16 protein-coding genes are annotated in these 19274 nt (G+C 34.7%); 14 read left to right on the top strand and 2 right to left on the bottom strand.

Annotated elements, in window-relative coordinates; all coding sequences use genetic code 11:
* Positions 1–33: 33 nt before the first annotated feature.
* The 7 genes from J7E44_RS05210 (at position 34) to J7E44_RS05185 (ending at position 8388) form a co-directional block, all read left to right on the top strand.
* Positions 34–2301 (top strand): glycoside hydrolase family 20 protein, encoded by a 2268-nt coding sequence (locus J7E44_RS05210; RefSeq protein WP_214826286.1) that lies wholly within the window; start codon positions 34–36, stop codon positions 2299–2301.
* Positions 2302–2345: 44 nt separating this feature from the next.
* Positions 2346–3341: an isoaspartyl peptidase/L-asparaginase family protein gene (locus J7E44_RS05205; RefSeq protein WP_214826284.1), complete on the top strand. Its 996-nt coding sequence runs from the start codon at positions 2346–2348 to the stop codon at positions 3339–3341.
* Positions 3342–3430: 89 nt separating this feature from the next.
* Positions 3431–4093 carry a copper homeostasis protein CutC gene (locus tag J7E44_RS05200; protein ID WP_214826282.1) on the top strand — a complete coding sequence of 221 codons (663 nt, stop codon included), beginning with the start codon at positions 3431–3433 and terminating at the stop codon, positions 4091–4093.
* 339 nt (positions 4094–4432) lie between these two features.
* Positions 4433–4573, top strand: a complete 141-nt coding sequence (locus J7E44_RS24200) for a GxxExxY protein (protein WP_315941742.1) — start codon at positions 4433–4435, stop codon at positions 4571–4573.
* A gap of 38 nt (positions 4574–4611) precedes the next feature.
* Positions 4612–4824 (top strand): GxxExxY protein, encoded by a 213-nt coding sequence (locus J7E44_RS24195; protein WP_353050450.1) that lies wholly within the window; start codon positions 4612–4614, stop codon positions 4822–4824.
* The gene (locus tag J7E44_RS05190; protein ID WP_214826280.1) at positions 4817–7297 is read left to right on the top strand and encodes a beta-mannosidase; all 2481 of its coding nucleotides are present in this window, start codon (positions 4817–4819) and stop codon (positions 7295–7297) included. The genes J7E44_RS24195 and J7E44_RS05190 overlap by 8 nt, the downstream gene beginning before the upstream one ends.
* Positions 7298–7479: 182 nt before the next feature.
* Positions 7480–8388, top strand: a complete 909-nt coding sequence (locus J7E44_RS05185) for an AEC family transporter (RefSeq protein WP_214826278.1) — start codon at positions 7480–7482, stop codon at positions 8386–8388.
* On the opposite strand, the gene J7E44_RS05180 is transcribed toward J7E44_RS05185, so the two are convergent.
* Positions 8389–9138, bottom strand: coding sequence for a sulfite exporter TauE/SafE family protein (locus J7E44_RS05180; protein WP_214826276.1), 750 nt, complete (start codon positions 9136–9138; stop codon positions 8389–8391).
* Between the two features lie 104 nt (positions 9139–9242).
* On the opposite strand from J7E44_RS05180, the gene priA reads away from it, so the two are divergent.
* The 7 genes from priA to J7E44_RS05145 all read left to right on the top strand — a co-directional run bounded on the left by priA (position 9243) and on the right by J7E44_RS05145 (position 18332).
* Positions 9243–11690 (top strand): replication restart helicase PriA, encoded by a 2448-nt coding sequence (priA, locus tag J7E44_RS05175; protein WP_214826275.1) that lies wholly within the window; start codon positions 9243–9245, stop codon positions 11688–11690.
* Between the two features lie 161 nt (positions 11691–11851).
* Positions 11852–13324 (top strand): D-alanyl-D-alanine carboxypeptidase/D-alanyl-D-alanine endopeptidase, encoded by a 1473-nt coding sequence (gene dacB / locus J7E44_RS05170; RefSeq protein ID WP_214826272.1) that lies wholly within the window; start codon positions 11852–11854, stop codon positions 13322–13324.
* Between the two features lie 159 nt (positions 13325–13483).
* Positions 13484–15337 carry a M1 family metallopeptidase gene (locus J7E44_RS05165; protein WP_251040495.1) on the top strand — a complete coding sequence of 618 codons (1854 nt, stop codon included), beginning with the start codon at positions 13484–13486 and terminating at the stop codon, positions 15335–15337.
* A gap of 128 nt (positions 15338–15465) precedes the next feature.
* Positions 15466–16380 carry a T9SS-dependent choice-of-anchor J family protein gene (locus tag J7E44_RS05160; RefSeq protein WP_214826267.1) on the top strand — a complete coding sequence of 305 codons (915 nt, stop codon included), beginning with the start codon at positions 15466–15468 and terminating at the stop codon, positions 16378–16380.
* Between the two features lie 396 nt (positions 16381–16776).
* On the top strand, positions 16777–17094 hold the full coding sequence (locus J7E44_RS05155) for a hypothetical protein (protein WP_214826266.1): 318 nt from the start codon (positions 16777–16779) through the stop codon (positions 17092–17094).
* A gap of 55 nt (positions 17095–17149) precedes the next feature.
* A complete protein-coding gene (locus J7E44_RS05150) occupies positions 17150–17602 on the top strand; it encodes a hypothetical protein (RefSeq protein ID WP_214826265.1) in 453 nt (150 codons plus the stop codon).
* Positions 17603–17756: 154 nt separating this feature from the next.
* Positions 17757–18332 carry a dihydrofolate reductase family protein gene (locus J7E44_RS05145; RefSeq protein ID WP_214826264.1) on the top strand — a complete coding sequence of 192 codons (576 nt, stop codon included), beginning with the start codon at positions 17757–17759 and terminating at the stop codon, positions 18330–18332.
* Between the two features lie 63 nt (positions 18333–18395).
* Here the strand turns inward: J7E44_RS05145 and J7E44_RS05140 are convergent, their stop codons facing one another.
* The gene (locus J7E44_RS05140) at positions 18396–19265 is read right to left on the bottom strand and encodes a cupin-like domain-containing protein (RefSeq protein ID WP_214826263.1); all 870 of its coding nucleotides are present in this window, start codon (positions 19263–19265) and stop codon (positions 18396–18398) included.
* Between the last annotated feature and the right edge of the window lie 9 nt (positions 19266–19274).

Genomic DNA, 19274 nt, shown 5'->3' with positions numbered 1-19274 from the left:
AATTATCTTAGCTAAAACCTTAATCATACTTAAATGCGACGTTTTCTATTTATATTTTCTGCTATTTTTTCCACTGTTTTTCATGCTCAGAAGAAACCAAATTTAATTCCTTATCCACAAAGTGTAAATATGCAGGCCGGGAAGTTTGAAATTCCAGAAACACTAATACTGAATGATAAACTTCCGAAAGAAGAAACAGAATATTTAAAAAAACGTCTAGGTTCCCAGGTTAAATTTAAATCCAGTAGCAGTACAGAAAAAGTTCATGTGATGCATTTGCTGTTTCCACAGCCAAAAATCCCAATTAATGCTGAAGCAGATAAAGAAAAGTATTCTATTTACATTTCTCCCAAAAGAATTTTGATAAGTTCCTATACCAAGCAGGGGTATTTTCTTGCACTTCAAACGTTGATTCAGTTGTTTGAAGAGCATAGGGAAGACAAGCAAATTCCTGCTATGGAAATTAATGATTCTCCAAAATTTGCATGGCGTGGAATGCATCTGGATGTTTGTCGTCATTTTTTTACCGTGGATGAAGTGAAACAGTATATCGATTATCTGGCGATGTATAAGCTGAATACTTTTCACTGGCATTTAACTGATGACCAGGGATGGAGAATTGAGATCAAAAAATATCCAAAGCTTACCGAAATAGGTTCTAAAAGAAAAGAATCGATGATCGGAGCTTATGTTGATAATACATTTGACGGAAAACCATATGGCCCCTATTTTTATACCCAGGAGCAGATTAAGGAAGTGGTTAAATATGCTGAACAAAGACATATCACTATTGTTCCCGAAATTGAAATGCCGGGTCATGCTTTAGCTGCACTTTCAGCTTATCCAGAATTAGCTTGTACAAAAGGACCTTTTGAAGCTGCTACGAAATGGGGTGTTTTTGATGATGTATTTTGTCCAAAAGAAGAAACTTTTACATTTTTGGAAAACGTTTTGGACGAGGTTATGCAACTTTTTCCATCTCAGTATATCCATATTGGTGGCGACGAGTGCCCGAAGACCAGATGGAAAGAATGTGCACATTGTCAGGAATTAATAAAGAAAAATAACCTGAAAGACGAACATGGTTTACAAAGTTATTTTATTCAGACCATTGAAAAATATGTGAACAGCAAAGGAAGAAAAATAATTGGCTGGGACGAAATTTTAGAAGGTGGATTAGCTCCAAATGCAGCTGTAATGAGTTGGACAGGGGTAAATGGAGGAATTGAAGCGGCGAAATCCAAACATTTTGCCGTGATGACTCCCGGAGCTTTCTGCTATTTTGACCATTATCAGGGAGATCCACAATCGGAGCCAAATGCTTTTGGTGGATTTACTCCTTTAGATAAAGTGTATTCCTATGATCCTATCCCTTCGGAATTAAATGCTGAGCAGGCAAAATACATTTTGGGGGTTCAAGCTAATTTATGGACTGAATATATTCTCGATTTTAAACAGGTGCAGTATATGATTTTTCCAAGGTTAATGGCACTCTCAGAAGTTGCTTGGGGAACAGCGGATTCTAAAAATTATAAAGATTTTGAAAACAGGGTCATACAGCAGTTTAAGGTTTTAGATAAAATGAAGGTGAATTATGCTAAAAGCATTTATAATATTTCCGGAAAAGTAATTCCTGCAGTGAATGGTGTTGCTTATGAATTGTCAACTTCTCAAAATTCCAATGGAATAAAATACACAACGGACGGAACAGATCCGACAATAAATTCTCAATCTTATCAGGGGGTTATTCCTGTATCTAAGGCCATGACAGTGAAGTCTGCCTATTTTGAAGAAGGTCAACTAAAAAGTGTTGTTTCCACACAACAGTTTACCCCTTCCAAAACGACAGGAAAGAACATTAGCCTGGAACAACAGCCAAGTGAAAATTACTCTTTTGGAGGCGCTTTCACTTTAGTGGACGGGATTATTGGAAATCAAAAGCAGTTAGGGAAAACATGGTTAGGATTTAATGGAAAAGATGTTGTAGCAGTTATTGACTTAGGACAGAAAACACAGTTTTCAGAAATCTATTTCAATACTCTGGAGAATAAGGGAAGTTGGATTCATCTTGCTAAATCGGCACAGATTTTTGTTTCCGATGACAACACTAATTTTAAAATGATCAAAGAAATTGGAAAAGAAGAAATTCAGAACTCAAAAGGAAAAGTAAGATTGAATATAGGAAATCAGAACTCAAAATATATTAAAATTAAAATAGAAAATGCAGGAATTATACCAGCCGGAAATCCGGGAGCTGATTCTAAAGCTTGGCTTTTCGTAGATGAAATAGGAGCTTTATAATTATAAATAATAAAAATATTCCTGCAACCTAATACCAGAAAAATATGAACTCAAGAAGAAAATTTTTAAAAAATACAGCACTTGCTTCTTCAGCATTATTAATGAATCCTTTGGATTTAATAGCTAAAGAGCTTCCTGAAAATAATAAAATCATCAATAAACCCATTGTACTTTCCACATGGAACTTTGGCTTAAAAGCCAATGAAGAAGCATGGACAATTCTTGGTAAAAACGGAAGAGCATTAGATGCTGTTGAAAAAGGAGTACGTTTGGTAGAGTTGGATCCTACGGAGAGAAGCGTAGGTTATGGTGGACGTCCCGACAGAGATGGAAGAGTAACACTAGATGCCTGTATTATGGATGAAAATTATAATATCGGATCTGTTGCCTGTATAGAAAACGTTAAAAATCCGATTTCTGTTGCAAGAGCGGTTATGGAAAAAACACCCCATGTTATGTTGGTGGGAGATGGTGCCCTTCAATTTGCCTTATCACAGGGTTTTAAAAAAGAAAATCTATTGACCCCAGAGTCTGAAAATGAGTGGAAAGAATGGTTGAAAAGCAGCAAGTATCAGCCGGTTGTCAACATTGAAAATCATGATACGATAGGAATGATCGCATTAGATGCACAGGGAGATCTTTCCGGAGCATGTACAACTAGTGGAATGGCTTTTAAAATGCATGGAAGAGTTGGAGATTCTCCAATTATCGGTGCCGGTTTATTCGTAGATAATGAAGTAGGCGCCGCAACAGCTACGGGGCATGGAGAAGAAGTGATCAGAACAGTGGGAACGCATCTGGTAGTAGAACTAATGAGACAAGGGAGAAATCCCCAGCAAGCCTGTAAAGAAGCAGTAGAAAGAATTGTAAAGATTGCACAAAGAAGAAACAAAAACCTAAAAGATATTCAGGTGGTTTTTATAGCTTTAAATAAAAACGGGGAATATGGATCTTATTGTATCCAGGATGGATTTAATTTTGCGGTTCATGATCAAAAAGGAAACCGATTGGAAACTCCTGAATTTGCATTAAAAAAGTAATTAAAAATCAATAGAATAAATTAATTTCATTTTTGGAATTACAAGAATGAAATTAGTTTTAGCTAAAATATAAACAGTAGAATTTAAGAATGTCAAAGATAGAAATAGCCTGCTTTAACCCACAGTCTGCAATAATTGCTTTTGAAAATGGCGCAGACAGAATAGAATTTTGTGATGGATTAAGTGAAGGTGGTACAACACCAAGTTTTGAAACAACAAAAGAACTCAGAGAAAAAATAAACATTCCGGTTTTTGTAATGATTCGTCCTCGTGGGGGAGATTTTACCTATTCTGAAGCAGAATTTGAACAGATGAAGAACGAGTTGACCCAATTGAAATCATTAAATGTTGATGGCTTTGTTTTCGGAATTTTAGATGAAAATGATGAGGTTAATATTGAGCAAAATAAAATTTTGGTTCAATTAGCTCAACCTCTTCCATGTACTTTTCATCGTGCTTTTGACAGAGCAAAAGGATTGGCGGATTCTTTGGAAAAAGTAATTGATTGTGGTTTTAAAACCATTCTTACTTCTGGACAAAAGCCTAATGTTTCTGAAGGCAAAGAAAACCTTAAAACATTAGTTGAGCTGTCTGATGGGAGAATAGAGATTCTTATTGGCGGAGGGCTAAGGTCTACAAATATTCAGGATATCAGGGAATTTACCAGTGCTGGATACTTTCATTCTTCAGCTATTACTGATGGTGGACAATTTGCGAATGCAGATGAAGTAGTTGCTTTGAAGAATAAGTAGTTTCAAGTTATTAGTATACTCAACATTTATTATTAATGACTGTTTTTGTCATTCAGAATGAAGCGGAATGAAAGAATCTCAACATAGCTAAATAGAGATTCCTTCGTTCCTCTGAACGATGGATGAGATTGAATATTTTTTAAACGCAAAGATTTAATATTATACTTTATTGTTTTAAGGAGCAAAGCATTGCGACAAAGTCGCTGATTAAGCTGCTGCATATAACATTCGCTTCATCAAATCAATTTTAATTGATTAAAAACTTTGCTAACTTACGATGTGAAGGAAAAAAAATAAAACTTTGCATTAAAAAATAAAGTAAACACAAAACACAAGTGAATGACAGAAAATGAATTGTCCTATAAAATTATAGGTGCAGCGTTAGAAGTTCATAAAAATATAGGAGTTGGACTACTAGAGAATGCTTATGAGACTGCATTGGCTTATGAATTAACAAAGATGGGCTTACATTACATGTAGAGAAACAAATTTCCTTGCCATTAAGATACAAGGAAGTAATGATTGAAAATTCGTATAGAATTGATATCATGGTTAATAATAAGGTAATAATTGAAGTAAAGTCGGTGCTAGAAATGAATCCTATATTTTATTCGCAAGTATTGACTTATTTAAAACTGACAAATATTAAACTTGGATTACTGATTAATTTTAATTGTCCTCTTATCAAAGATGGAATCCATAGAATTGTAAATAAACTTATTAATGAATAAAACGTTCCTTTTTATTTTTCTATTTATCCAAAATCTTTTTTTTGCACAGTTTTCAGAGCGCAGTTTGTCCTCTGAAAAATGGCAGTTTAAAAATTCAAAAGAACAAAAATGGCTTCCTGCAAAAGTGCCAGGAACGGTTCATTTGGATCTCATGAATAATCAATTGATTCCGGATCCTTACAAGGATGAAAATGAGAAGAAATCTCAATGGATAGAAAATGAAGATTGGGATTATCAGAGTAGTTTTAAAATTTCATCTAGAGAATTAGATAATCAAAATATAGATCTTGTTTTTGAAGGATTAGATACGTTTTCTGAAATCTACCTTAATGGAAAACTCCTTAAGAAAACGGATAATATGTTCAGAAAATGGGAACTTCCTGTGAAAAAATATGTAAAGATAGGTGACAATCTTCTACAGATTAAATTCAGATCAGCAGTAAATGTAGGAAAAGAACTGGCAAAAAAGGTTCAGTTTACGATGCCTGAAAGTCCAAGAAGTTTTGTGAGAAAGGCGCAATATCAATTCGGATGGGATTGGGGTCCTAGATTAGTGACAGCAGGAATTTGGAAAGATGTAAAACTGAGCTTCTGGAATAATGCTAAACTTGAAAATGTAAAATTTGAACAAAAAGGCCTAACCAAACAAATGGCTGATTTAAATTTTCATTTTGAAATCTTTGCTGATAATGAAGGCATCTATGAAATTTCGATTGATAATAAAAAAAATCAACTCCAATTAAAGAAGGGAAGCAATAATGTAGATATTCCTTTTACAATAGAGAATCCCAAATTATGGCAGCCAAATGGATGGGGAGATCCTAATTTGTATACGGTTAAAGTTTCCTTACAAAAAGATTCAAAAATTATTTCAAATGAGGATTTGAGAATCGGATTGAGAACGATAGAATTAATTCAGGAAAAAGATGGAAAAGGAAAGTCTTTTTATTTTAAAGTAAATGGACATCCATTATATATAAAAGGAACCAACTGGATTCCGGCAGACAGCTTTTCACCAAGAATTACCAAGGGGAAATATCAGCAATTGATCAAAGATTCTAAAGAAGCAAATATGAATATGATTCGTATCTGGGGAGGTGGGATTTATGAAGATGATGAATTCTATAGAGCCTGTGATGAAAATGGAATCCTGGTATGGCAGGATTTTATGTTTGCTGGCAGCTTTTATCCAGCTGATGAGGACTTTTTGAATAACGTAAAAGAAGAAGTCAGAGGCCAGGTTAATCGATTACAAAATCATCCTTCTATTGCTTTATGGTGTGGGAATAATGAGGTAGATGAGGCTATTGTTAATTGGGGATATCAGAAGCAATTTAAATATTCAAAAGAAGATTCCCTACAGGTTTGGAAAGATTATAAAAAGGTTTTCCATGAAGTAATTCCAAATACTTTAAAAGAGAACTTAGCTGCTGATAAAAATATCTATTGGCCAAGTTCACCATCCATTGGTTGGGGTCATAAAGAAAGTTTAACAGAAGGTGATTCTCATTATTGGGGTGTTTGGTGGGGTGAGCAGCCTTTCGAAATATATAATGAAAAAGTAGGTCGCTTTATGTCGGAATATGGTTTCCAGGGAATGCCAAGTCTGGAAACGACTGAATCTATGTTTTCTGGAGATCCTGATCTAAGCTTGCAAAGTCCTACGATAAAAGCTCACGAAAAGCATGGAAGAGGTTGGGAGATCATTAACAAATATATGGAGCGCGATTATCCTGTTCCAACTGATTTTGTAAAATATAATTATGTTTCTCAATTGCTACAGGCTCGAGGAATGCAAATTGCAATTGAAGCCCACCGTCGTGCAAAACCCTATAATATGGGAACTTTATACTGGCAGCTAAACGATTGCTGGCCCGTTGTTTCATGGTCTTCCATTGATTACCTGGGAAATTGGAAAGCTTTGCACTATCAAATAAAAAGAAGTTTTGAACAGCAGGTTTTATTGACTGAAGAAAAAGAAGGGACTTTGAATTTGTATGCTATCAATGATAATCAGAATGTATTTAGGAATCTGACTGTTGAAATAAAGGTTGTTAAGTTTAATGGAGAAGTGATCGGGACAGTGAGTTCTGAAGAAAAAACGCTGAATGAAATTGTAAAATTTGATCCAGTAAAAATAGATCGTTTAATTTCTGATTCATCTAAAAATGAAGTCTTTTTAAAGTTGACCTTAAAAGGCGAGAATGCTAAAATAGTAGCTGAAAATAATTTCTTTTTTGGAAAACCTAAAGATTTAAAGCTGACTAAACCCAATATTACAATCAGGAAAATTTCACCAACTGAAATTGAAGTCTCTACTGATGTTCTGGCAAAAGATGTTTATTTATTAGGGGATATTCATTTTAGTGATAACTTTTTTGACTTACTTCCAAAAAGCTCAAAATGGATTAAACTATCAAAATCTTTAGAAAAAGTTGAGGTAATGAGCTTGTGGAACACAGTTAATCCCTGATTAAATCTAAACAGTCCTATATGTTAAATCAATTAAATCCGATAAAACATAAAGATCTGCGTAATCCGCAAAATCTGCGGGAGATAAAATAGCCATCGCATAGCATATCAATAAAAAATAGATTGATTTTCACGGTCAACTAAAAAATCAACCTTAAATTTGCGAGATAGTCCAACACAATTATGGTGAATTTTGTTTTGATCGCGGTATGTATTTTGGCTGGAATGCTATTGAAAGCAACCAAATCCATCCATCCTGATGCTCACAAAGGGATCAATACCTGGATCCTCTACCTTGCTCTTCCAGCGGTTTCATTCAAATATTTGCCGAAAGTTCATTGGACACTGGAAATGCTTTTTCCTATTGTTGCTACATTTCTTATTGCTGTGTTCTGTTTTGTTTTTATGGCGGTTTATAGTAAGAAAAAAGGGTATTCAAGGCGTTCGCAAAGTACGATGGAACTCATTAGTGGATATAGTAATACTTCTTTTATCGGCTTTCCTTTGATCAGTGCTTTTTATGGAGAGCGTCTTTTAAGTATTGCTGTAATTTGTGATCAGACCATGTTTTTCAGTCTTTCGACTTTAGGAATTATTGCAGCAGTAAAAGGCGGGAGCACCTCAGGAAAGGTTGGTGCTCAGTTTATTTTAAAAAGGCTGATCACCTTTCCGCCATTGGTAGGATGTATAAGTGCAATCATTCTTTCTCAGTTTATTGATTTTACAGTGGCAGAACCATTGTTTGACAAATTAGCAGCAACGGTGAGCCCATTAGCTTTGTTTTCTGTAGGATTGCAACTTAAATTCAACGGTTGGAAAAAACTTATCCCTCAAATGTCGGTTTCCATGTTATATAAGTTAATTTTAGCACCAGCTATTGTTTTGGGATTGGCCCTGTTATTAGGAATAAAAGGAGATGTTGCTAAAATTACTATTTTCGAAGCAGCTATGCCTACTGTTGTTACTTCAAGTATTATTGTTGAGCAGTTTAGACTCAATACCAAACTAACTAATTTGACCATTGGTTTCAGTATTATCGTAGGGTTTTTAACAACTGCTGTCTGGTATAGAATAATTGAAATGTTCTTTTAATTAAAGATATGTTTTGATAAAGAAAACTGTAGTAATTATAAAATTAAAAATAACGATTCCCATTCTTAATTTCGCAGGATCGAGTTTTTTTGTAAAATGTGCCCCAAAATAGCCTCCCAGAATTGTTGCCGTCATCATGGTACAGGTTTCAGGCCAGTATACTTTTCCTGCCCAAATAAACAGAATAACTGCCACAGCATTAGCTATTCCTGTAAAAAGAGTCTTATTGGCATTAATGACTTTAATATCTGACAATCCGAATAGCGCCCAAACAGCCATCATCATAATTCCAACTGCTCCACCAAAATAACCGCCATATATTCCTAAAAGAAATTGTGCTCCAAGTACCAAACCAGCACTAATATGCATTCTTTTTCTAAGCCAGTTACCAGCTTGTTTTCCAAATGCAAAGGCCAGAGAACCTAGTAAAAGCAACCAGGGAACAACGAGATTAAAACCACTTGATGGGGTATATAACAACAATAGACCTCCCGCACAGCCCCCTAACAAAGTAAGGATGATCATTGCGGTGATTGAAATATCAGGAAAAGGCTTAATATATTCTTTGAATTTCCAGGCACTAGCGAGGCTTCCGGGAAATAAGGCAACCGTACTTGATGCATTGGCCTGAATGGGAGGAACCCCTGCATAAATAAGCGCCGGGAAAGTAATAAACGATCCGCCTCCTGCTGCCGCATTGATCGCTCCAGCCATGAGTCCAATAAAAAATAACAGGATATAATTTTCCATGAACAAAGAATGATTAACAAAGATAAGGTACAGAACATGGAATCACGAATAAAAAATTGCAGTTCTGTAAAGAATGATTTAATTTTACACTTTAATTACTTCTCTTGCGATACGCCCAAATTGTTTTACCATTAAATTTAAAAGGTTCTTTCACTTACAAAGTACCTGAAGAGCTAATGCCTGCAATACAAACGGGAATGAGGGTTTTGGTGCCATTTCGTGGAAAAAAGATCTATACTGGAATTGTTTTTGAAATTCATGATATTGAACCGGAAGGGTTTATACCAAGAGAGGTTATCAGTATTTTAGATGAGTTTCCAATTTTGCCAAAGGAACAAATTGATTTCTGGAACTGGCTTTCAGGATATTATTTATGCAGTTTGGGTGAGATCTATCGTTTTGCATTTCCATCTTCTTTGAAATTGGAAAGTGAAACTTATTTAAAATTAAAACCTAATGTAACGGTTGATTTTGAAAATCTGGACGTTAACGAAATGTATCTTATCCAGGCACTTGAAGTAAGACAGCTTATTAACCTTACTGATCTGGAAGCATTTATTCCGAAAAAAGATATTATTAAAACCATCAATTCATTAATTGATCTTCAATATATAGAGATTGATGAAAAAATAGGTGAAAAATATAAAGCCAAAGAAGTAGCTTATGTGAAGATCAATAAAGATCTTTTAGATAATGAAAGTCTTACAGCCATCTTGGCAAAGTTGAATAAAGCACCTAAGCAAAAAGACCTTTTTTTAATTATTTTATCTCAACAGACAGAAAGCCCGGATAGCTTTATCAAAAAATCTGATCTTTTTGAAGATGGCACTTTTGGACATTCTCATTTAAAGCCACTGATAGATAAGAATTTTGTTGAAGAATATTATTTACAAAAAGACAGATTAGAAAGCTATGAAGGAGAAATTGAAGAGATAGAAGAGCTTTCTGAATCTCAGAAAGTAGCAAAAAAAGAGATTGACGAAGCTTTTGAAGAAAAGAGAAACGTACTGCTTCATGGGGTAACTTCTTCTGGGAAGACTCATATTTATTTAGAGAAAATAGAAGAGTGTGTAAATAATGGTAAAAATGTATTGTTTTTACTTCCTGAAATTTCCCTGACAAAACAAATTACGCAGAGGCTTGAAAAAAAATACGGAAGAAAACTAGGGTTCTATCATCAGAAATTAACCGATTTCGAAAAGGTAGAAGTTTGGCGAAGAATTAAAAATAATGATATTCAGATTCTTATTGGAACAAGGAATGCTTTATTCCTGCCATATCAGAACATAGGATTGGTTATTGTAGATGAAGAACACGATTCTGCTTACAAAGCGAGAGAGGTATCACCATATTTTAATGCTAAAGATTCTGCCCTGATATTTGGAAGTTTCTATGATGCACGGGTGATCTTAGGTTCTGCCACCCCTTCCGTTGAGAGTTATTATCTGGCTCGAAAAGAGAAAATGAAGTATATTTTCCTTAATGAAAGATTTGGAAATGTCCAGCTTCCTGAGTTTGAATTGATTAATTTTAAAGAAGCCCAGGATTCTAAAAAAGTTTCCGGAAATTTCTCTTTACAGTTGATTGATGAGATAAAAAAAACATTAGAAGAAAGAAACCAGGCGATGATTCTTCACAATCGCCGGGGTTATGCTAATGTTTTAGAGTGTGAATCTTGTGGATATGTTAATTATTGCTCCAATTGTGATGTGGTTATGACCTACCATAAAGCGGCTAACGAAATGAAATGCCATTATTGTGGTCAGCGGGCTTCCAAACCAAAAGCCTGTCCAAAATGTCATTCCGAAAATCTAAATGAAAGGGGAGTAGGTGTTGAGCAGATTCATGAAGAAGTTTCTAAATTATTCCCGGATAATGAAGTGGATAGGATGGATGTTGATTCTATGCGGAAGAAATTTGCCTATGAGAAATTATATGAAAAAATAGAAGACCGCGAAACGGATATCGTTGTAGGTACACAAATGATCTCTAAAGGGCTGGATTTCGATCATATCGAATTGGTAGCCATTCCGAAGGCTGATTCCTTATTATATGTTCAGGATTTTAGAGCAGAAGAGCGCGCTTTTCAGTTGATTACGCAGGTTGCAGGAAGAGCAGGAAGAGTTTCCGGGAAGGGTAAGATCTATATCCAGACCTTTAATCCCGAACATTCTGTTTTTCAGCTGCTCAAAATGAATAAGGTTTCTAAGATCTATTATTATTTTTTAAAAGAACGTCAGAAATTTCATTATCCACCTTTTACAAAGCTTATTATGATCGAGCTTAAACATAGAAAAGAAGATAAAGTAAATCGGGCATCTCAGTTTTTAGGTTCTGTATTAAGAAAATATCTTCCTGAAGAATGTGTCTTAGGTCCGGAAAGATCTCAAATTGCACGAATCAATAATCTATATCAGTTTCAGATTTTACTGAAGCTTCCCCGAGGTAAAAACTATGAAAAGTATAAGAATCAAGTTTTGCTAAGTTTGAAAGATTTCGATGAAATTATTGCTTACCAAAGCATCAAAAAAGACGTTTTCGTGGATTTTTAACAATTTTTAACAAAATTTATAGGCTTTTATTAGACTATAATGGTCTGATTTCTAACAATATTTTCTACTTTTGGTCGTTGATTAATTGTTTGGCTCTTTTATTGGATGGTTATAACTAATCGTTTTTTATGAGACAGGCATAAAAACAAATACTAAGATAGATGGTAAATTTCAGAAAATATATTTCAAGTGTAGCGGTATTGGCTTCTGGGTTTTTCCTTGCTCAATCTACCGTTTCTACTGTTCTTTATTCTCAGGCTTACGACAATCAAAAAACGAATTTAAATTTACCTTCTCCGGTAACTTCGGTGGTTGAGAGGACGATTTTGTCGGCTAAAGAACTTGTAGATATTAATGTAAACACAATGGTGTCGGATCCCGTACTCAAAAATGCGGAGTGGGGATTTGTAGTGTATGACCCGAAAACTAAGAAAGTAATTTCTTCGTACAATGAAAATACTCCTTTAGTTCCGGCTTCTACAACGAAATTGTTAACCACTGAAACAGCTTTAAACCTGTTAGGGGAAAACTATCGTTGGATGACGCAGTTGGAATATTCAGGAAGTATAGATGAAAATGGAGTTTTAAATGGTAATCTTTATGTGGTAGGAAGCGGAGATCCGTCCCTTGGGACTAATAAAGGTGGAGCTCTATCATATAGAGAGATCGTTTCAGATTTCCTAAGTGGAATTTCACATGAAGGAATCAAAAAGATAAATGGTGATATTATTATTCAGACAGCGCTTTTCAAAGGTAATATTGCGAGGCTTCCGGAAAATGTTGTTTGGCTAGAGAATAATAATTACTATCTGCCTGTAGGAACCACCCGTGAAATCAGTCCGGCAAACGAAAAACTGATTGTGAAAAAAGCAGGTTCTTTCTCTTCTGATAAAAAGTATTTTTATGTTTCTCCTTATGCCAATCAAATGGTGTATGCAGATAAATATGAAGGGGAAGGTATATTGACAACCAAACTGCCTGATGCTCCTGCTTATTTAGCTAATACTTTAAGAGCTTCTATGGTAAAAAGTGGTGTGGCTGTTACAGGAAAAGTAACTCCTAGAATGACAGATCCTACACCTGAGAGCAGAAAATTGATTTCAGCGTATAAGTCACCTACTTTAGGTGATATTATTTATTATACCAACCAACATAGTGATAATTCATTAGCTGAAGCCTTATTGAAAACAGTAGGTTTTCAGAAGTTGGGAGATCAGACTTCAGAATCAGGGAGAACTGTAGTAACAACCCATTTAAGAGAAAACGCTTTTGATATTAATGGTTTAAGCTATATAGATGGAAGTGGGCTTTCAAGAAATAATACGGTTACTCCAATTTCACAGGCAAAGTTTTTAACTTCTTTAATGGAGCAGAAATACTATAAGACCTATTTGACTTCACTTCCGGTAGGTGGGCAGTCAGGAACTTTAAAAAGAATGTTTATAGGAACCGGGAATGGACAAATTTTTGCTAAAACCGGAACTTTAAATAAAGTAAAAACATTAGCTGGCTACATGAAAACGAACTCAGGGAAAACACTGGTTTTCTCTTTGATGGTTAATAATTACGCAGGATCTGTAGATATGGTGAAGAAAAGAATGGAAAAGCTCTTGGAACCAGCATTAGATCTTTAAAAATATTTAATTAAATATCATAAGAACCTTTTAATCAATGATTAGAAGGTTTTTTTTATCTTTGACCATATTATAAATTTAAAAATGAAAAAACTCTATCTGGTAATTTTGTGCATTATTTCGTTTGAATCATTGCGTAGTCAAAATCAAAATGTTGAAATGAAAGGATTAATAGCAAAAGAAATGAAATCCTTTACTCAAAAGATGACCGCTCCAAATGTCAATCCTAATACATTAAATTATGATTTGCAGTATCAAAGAATGGATGTGAGTTTAGATCCTGCTATCTATACTATTTCTGGCTCTGTTACTTCACATTTTAAACCCAATCAAAGTATGGCCAGTATCTATTTTGATCTTGCCAATACTCTGACGGTTTCTCAAGTGAAATACCATGGGAATAATCTTAATTTCCAGCAGTTAGCTACGAAAGAAGTGAAGATTGATTTTCCAGCTTCTCTTCCGGCGAATGTATTAGATTCTTTAACAATACAATATTCAGGTCCACCTGATACCGCTAATAGTGCATTTTCTACAGGTTCACAAAACGGTAGTCTAATTGTTTCTACATTAAGCGAGCCTTATGGAGCACAAGACTGGTTTCCAACAAAACAAAGTCTTAATGATAAGATTGATCGTTTTGATTTTAAAATAACCACTCCGAATCAATACAGTGTAGCAGCCAATGGAAAATTTATGTCTGAGATAGCACTTCCAAATAGCAAAAAACTAACATTCTGGAGAACTATGTATCCTACCAGTGCTTATCTGGTGGCTCTTGCAATTACAAATTTTGTTAAACTGAATGATACAATGGGAAATCCCCCGTTTCCTTTTGTAAATTATGTATATCCTACCACAATAAATAATCCAGCTGTAATGTCTAATATAGAATGGACAAAGCAGATCATGAATACCTTTGAAACTTATTTTGGTCCATATCCTTTTCGCAATGAAAAGTATGGGCATATGGAGTTTCAATATGGGGGTGTCTGTATGGAGCATCAGACAATGTCTTCTATGAGTAGTTGGGGAAGATCGGTTATTGCTCATGAGCTGGCACACCAATGGTTTGGTGATAAGGTAACCTGTGGTTCATGGAATGATATATGGTTGAATGAGGGGTTTGCAACATTTGGAGAACATCTTGCGAATGAAAAATTATTGATGACCCAATCTCAATTTATGGATTATCTGGAAGATCAGAAAGATTACGTTACAAGTGCTCCTGGAGGAAGTACATATGTGGCTGATGCTAACCTGGGAAGTCAAGGAACTATTTTCAGTGGAAGATTGTCTTATGCAAAAGGAGGGTATATTCTTAGAATGTTGAAATGGATTTTAGGTGATGCTACTTTTTATCAGGCCATTAAAGAATATCACTCCAGACCGAATTTAGCCTATAATTATGCGAAAACTGCAGATCTGACTGCTTCTTTATTGCAATCTACAGGTAGAGATTTTACTGGATTTTTCAATGATTGGGTGTATGGCGAGGGATACCCAACCTATGATATCCGATGGAGGCAGTCTTCGAATCAGACTATAACGATTAAGGTAGGGCAGACTCAAAGCAATGCTTCGGTAAGCTTTTATGAAATGCCGCTTCCAATAAAAGTAAATGGTACTGCAGGTCAGGTGGCCTATCTTGTTTTAAATAATACTTCAAATAATCAGTATTTTGTAGAATCTGTACCATTTCCTATTGCCAGTGTACAGTTCAATTATGAGTATCAGATTTTAGAGAACAACTCTACAGTAACAAATGATAATACTTTAAGTACTCAGGATTTTGAGAAAGATCAATTTGCACTGTATCCAAATCCGGCTAAAAACGAATTATACTTTAAAGGAATAGATAAGCCAACAGATTTTATCATCTATTCAGCTGAAGGAAGATTGGTGAAAACAGGAATTTATCAACCTGGTAAATCTATTAATGTTGCTGAATTAATTCCAGGAGTGTATGTATTTAAAATAAAAGAAAGGAATATTAAGTTTGTGAAGGAGTAAAAAATTAATCAGAATATCGTGTTTTTAATGAAATGCGATATTTTGATTAAATGTAACATTTTTATTGAAAAATATTTAATTATTGAAAATAATAGTTAAATTTGATATAACAAATAAATGAAAATGTTATGAAAAAAATTTTACTATTGCTGTCTTTGCTTAGCAATTTGATAGCGTATTCTCAGGTTATTTTTAGCCAGGGTTTCGATACTTTCAGTACTTTAGCAGCTGCGGGCTGGACTACAACTAATCAAAGTAATCCAGCAGGATTAAGTTTATGGGCGCAGGGTGGAGGTACTGCGTTTGCCGGTGGTGGGCAAGCTGGCGGTGCTACTTCTTTTACATTATGTAATTTTAATAGTGTAGATGGGAGTGGTACTATAAGCAATTGGTTAATTACACCACCAATTACTGTAAAAAATGGTGACGTAATCTCGTTTTACACAAGAAAAGGAGGAACTTCAGGAAATTTTCCTGATAGATTGGAGTTTAGATTAAGTGATCAGGGAGCAGCTTCAACAATCCCCGCGGGAGAGACTGGGGTGGGTTCTTTCACGAATTTGGCAGTTTCTGTTAATCCAAACCTGACGACAAATACAACAGCTGTAAATGGATATCCTTTAACCTGGACTCAATATTCTTATACAGTTACCGGATTAGCTGCAGATACCAGTATGAGAATGGCTTTCCGTTATTTTGTTACTGATGGTGGACCTGATGGAGCCAATTCAAATATTATAGGAGTTGATACTTTTGCAGTAACAAGAACTACATTGGCAACCAACGAAGTAGAAACAAAGAAAAGTCTATCAGTTTATCCTACAATAGCTGATAAAGAACTGAATGTAAGTCTAAAAAATGATCAGCAAATAACAGCTATTTCAATCTATGATATGTCAGGAAAGGCAGTTCAGGTAGTGAAATCTAATGTTATTGATAAGAGCCATTCTGTAATTGATGTTTCGGCTTTGACAAGTGGTAATTATATTGTGAATATTCTAACAAAAGACTCAAAATATACAAGCAAATTTATTAAAAAATAGCTTGAAATATCTAACTTTGAAAACTCAATCAAAAGCCTTCGTACGAAGGCTTTTGTATTGTTTGTAAATTTGAAAGAGTTCCTTTTTTGTGACAAGCATCTTGCTCGTATCTAAAATAAAATAACGAGTTATAAATTGGTCTGATACAATGAAGTTCTCAGATCTTCATTGTACTTTCGTTTAAATTTGTAATATATGAATAGGCAACGAGCGTGATCCTCGCGCCCGGGATTGTATCAATGACGAGAACAAATACTAGATTTTTTAAACCAGGCAAAAAATAATTATAAAATGACCTAATGGATGGAAATATAGTAGTGCAAGAAATTACTATAATGATGATCAGGAAATTTTGGAAATAGACTTAAATTTGTAATTAGTGAATGGGCTACGAGCGTGACGCTCGCGCCAGCGGGGGGGAAAGCTAGTTATGAATATGTACTCAATTTTCTGTCAGAATATCCTGCAATTGGCCATGATAGGAGGTATGATAATTTAGGAACAGCAGGAGCTTCAGGTTTATTAACAGATACAAGAGCAATCGGAGCAGATTATAATTTTGTTAAAGAGGAACTTTCAATTGCTATTAATCCATTTGTTGGAATTTTAGATAGAGGTGCAGCAGCAGTATTTGGTGTTGGTTTGGGTATAGCAGCAGCTCCAAAACAATCTTTAAAATTATTACACAACCACAATTTGGACCTATGCAGATAGAAAATGATTATAAAAAATCCAGTGTAGGTGTTACTAATATACCTAAAAGGTAATTATGAAAAAAATATTTATTATTAATTTAGTTTATTTATTATCAATCTTGTCTTGTAAAGACATCAATAAATTTTCAGGAGGTAGCTATCCCTATGCAGAGACATATGTAATTCCTAAGTCAGAAAAAGAAGTAATTAATACAATTATTAAATTAAAAGAAGATAATTTGGATTATAAAGTTCCCAAATTACAATGGGCAGGCAAAGAAACCGAATTATTAGATGGAAGAGATTCTCATTGGTATTACTTTTACTTTTATTTTAAAGATACAAATGATATTGTGGAGTTTTGGACAAGAGAAGGTAATGGGCCAAACGAAACGAAAGTAGGTTTTTTTAGTGTAAGTAAAGGACTAAATGGTTCAACGCATTTAATTAATAAAGATTTGTCAGAAAAGGAAAATACAGAGATCAAAAGAAAATTTGAGAAACATATTATTGATAAAATTAAGTAGTTTTCTAGGTGATGCAAACGTCCCACTTGTATTCAAATAAAGTAGACTAACAAATTATAAAGATCCGAGAAAATTTCTCGGATCTTTCATTATATTTTCCTTTAAATTTGTAATTCAACAAGATACACAAACACAATCACTAAAAACAATTCATATGAGAAAATTAAAATTACAGATGCAAATGACTATTGATGGTTTTGTAGCTGGTCCGAATGGCGAACAGGATTGGGTATGGCTAAGCCCACCGGATCCCATTGGCTTTCAGAAAATCGTTGAACTGGCTGAGACCAGTGATACACTTTTATTGGGACGCAAAATGACACGGGAGTTTATTGATCACTGGGAAAATGTAGCAGATAATTTACCAGACAATCCAACGAATGCTTTAGCAAAACTGATCGTTGATATGCGTAAGATTGCTTTTAGCCATACGGAAACCAATATTAATGGCAGGAATTTAGAAGTACAAAATGGAGACTTGACTGCTACGGTAGAAGCACTTAAAAAAGAACCAGGGAAAGATATTCTGGTGTATGGAGGTGCTGATTTTGTAAGTTCTTTGATCGATCAGGATCTTATTGATGAATACTATATTATCGTTAATCCAGTTGCCATTGGAAAAGGACTTCCTGTTTTTAATGGGAGAAAAGTTTTAAAATTAGAAAGTTCCCTTGCCCTTAATAGTGGGAAAGTACTTAATAAATACCTTCCGGTTAAGGAAAATCAATAAGAGTTGAATAAAAACTGAAAATTGGAACATAGAAAACAAGCCTTCATTATGAAGGCTTTTATTTTATCTTGAGATTTTTGAAACTGCTCTTTTCGCTTTCCTATGTGCTTTTCCTACTTTAAAATTAAACCATCTTTCTTTAAACAAATTCCGCATGGCATTATCGAAATGCCTGATCATCACAAGATTTTTAAAACCCCGCCACTTCTCGAGCAAGCTGGACGGCAGGGCTCTTATCGAAACAGAATACCCTTCTGTTTCATATTGGATATAATGCCACCATCCGGAAGGAATATAAAGCGTTTCGCCGGGATGAATGATCGCTTCATAGCCATTTACGTATTTCAGAGCAGGAAATTCATTATAGTCGGGTTCTTTGATATTGGCTAAACTGTGAAAATTATAAGGTAATTTATACATCAGACTCGATTGTTCCCATGGAAACAGCCATATTTTTTTGATGCCCTGAAACTGGGTAATGAAAACGTGGGACATATCAATGTCGATGTGATTTCTGGTAATGGATCCCTTACCTCCAAAGAACATAAACGGAAGCCATCTTAAAATTTTGCCATTGGTGACATCATTGTAATGGATATCACTTTTCATCTCCGGTTTTATCGTTAGGAGGTTAAAAAGGAAGAGTCTCTGCTCAGTAGGTTGGGAGCTGATCAGATCCAAATATTCAGAAAAAGGGGTCTGTGAAATGGGTTTACTGGCCACTCTGTCTAAAGATTCCAGGTCACTACCATAAATATTGACCAAATGATTCCCTGCAATCTCTTTAAAATAATCATAATTCCATTTTTTAAAAGCCGGACTTTCCGGATCTACAAAATCTTCCAGGATAACAGGCACGCAAGGTTTCATATATAAATTCAGGAAGTTTCTGGAGGGTATTTTTCTAACTTTTTGTACCGTTGTTAATTTCATTTTTAGAAT

The organism is Chryseobacterium sp. ISL-6, from assembly GCF_018613715.1.
In the GTDB taxonomy this organism is placed as follows: Bacteria; Bacteroidota; Bacteroidia; order Flavobacteriales; family Weeksellaceae; genus Chryseobacterium; species Chryseobacterium paludis.
Note: the sequence above shows the minus strand (reverse complement) of the source record. Positions and strands in the feature narration are given on the sequence as shown.

What these genes read in the sequence shown, in the direction of transcription:
- J7E44_RS05210 (WP_214826286.1), top strand. Translation starts at nt 34, where the DNA reads ATGCGACGTTTTCTATTTATATTTTCTGCTATTTTTTCCACTGTTTTT.
- J7E44_RS05205 (WP_214826284.1), top strand. Translation starts at nt 2,346, where the DNA reads ATGAACTCAAGAAGAAAATTTTTAAAAAATACAGCACTTGCTTCTTCA.
- J7E44_RS05200 (WP_214826282.1), top strand. Translation starts at nt 3,431, where the DNA reads ATGTCAAAGATAGAAATAGCCTGCTTTAACCCACAGTCTGCAATAATT.
- J7E44_RS24200 (WP_315941742.1), top strand. Translation starts at nt 4,433, where the DNA reads ATGACAGAAAATGAATTGTCCTATAAAATTATAGGTGCAGCGTTAGAA.
- J7E44_RS24195 (WP_353050450.1), top strand. Translation starts at nt 4,612, where the DNA reads ATGATTGAAAATTCGTATAGAATTGATATCATGGTTAATAATAAGGTA.
- J7E44_RS05190 (WP_214826280.1), top strand. Translation starts at nt 4,817, where the DNA reads ATGAATAAAACGTTCCTTTTTATTTTTCTATTTATCCAAAATCTTTTT.
- J7E44_RS05185 (WP_214826278.1), top strand. Translation starts at nt 7,480, where the DNA reads ATGGTGAATTTTGTTTTGATCGCGGTATGTATTTTGGCTGGAATGCTA.
- J7E44_RS05180 (WP_214826276.1), bottom strand. Translation starts at nt 9,138, where the DNA reads ATGGAAAATTATATCCTGTTATTTTTTATTGGACTCATGGCTGGAGCG.
- dacB (WP_214826272.1), top strand. Translation starts at nt 11,852, where the DNA reads ATGGTAAATTTCAGAAAATATATTTCAAGTGTAGCGGTATTGGCTTCT.
- J7E44_RS05165 (WP_251040495.1), top strand. Translation starts at nt 13,484, where the DNA reads ATGAAAGGATTAATAGCAAAAGAAATGAAATCCTTTACTCAAAAGATG.
- J7E44_RS05160 (WP_214826267.1), top strand. Translation starts at nt 15,466, where the DNA reads ATGAAAAAAATTTTACTATTGCTGTCTTTGCTTAGCAATTTGATAGCG.
- J7E44_RS05150 (WP_214826265.1), top strand. Translation starts at nt 17,150, where the DNA reads ATGAAAAAAATATTTATTATTAATTTAGTTTATTTATTATCAATCTTG.
- J7E44_RS05145 (WP_214826264.1), top strand. Translation starts at nt 17,757, where the DNA reads ATGAGAAAATTAAAATTACAGATGCAAATGACTATTGATGGTTTTGTA.
- J7E44_RS05140 (WP_214826263.1), bottom strand. Translation starts at nt 19,265, where the DNA reads ATGAAATTAACAACGGTACAAAAAGTTAGAAAAATACCCTCCAGAAAC.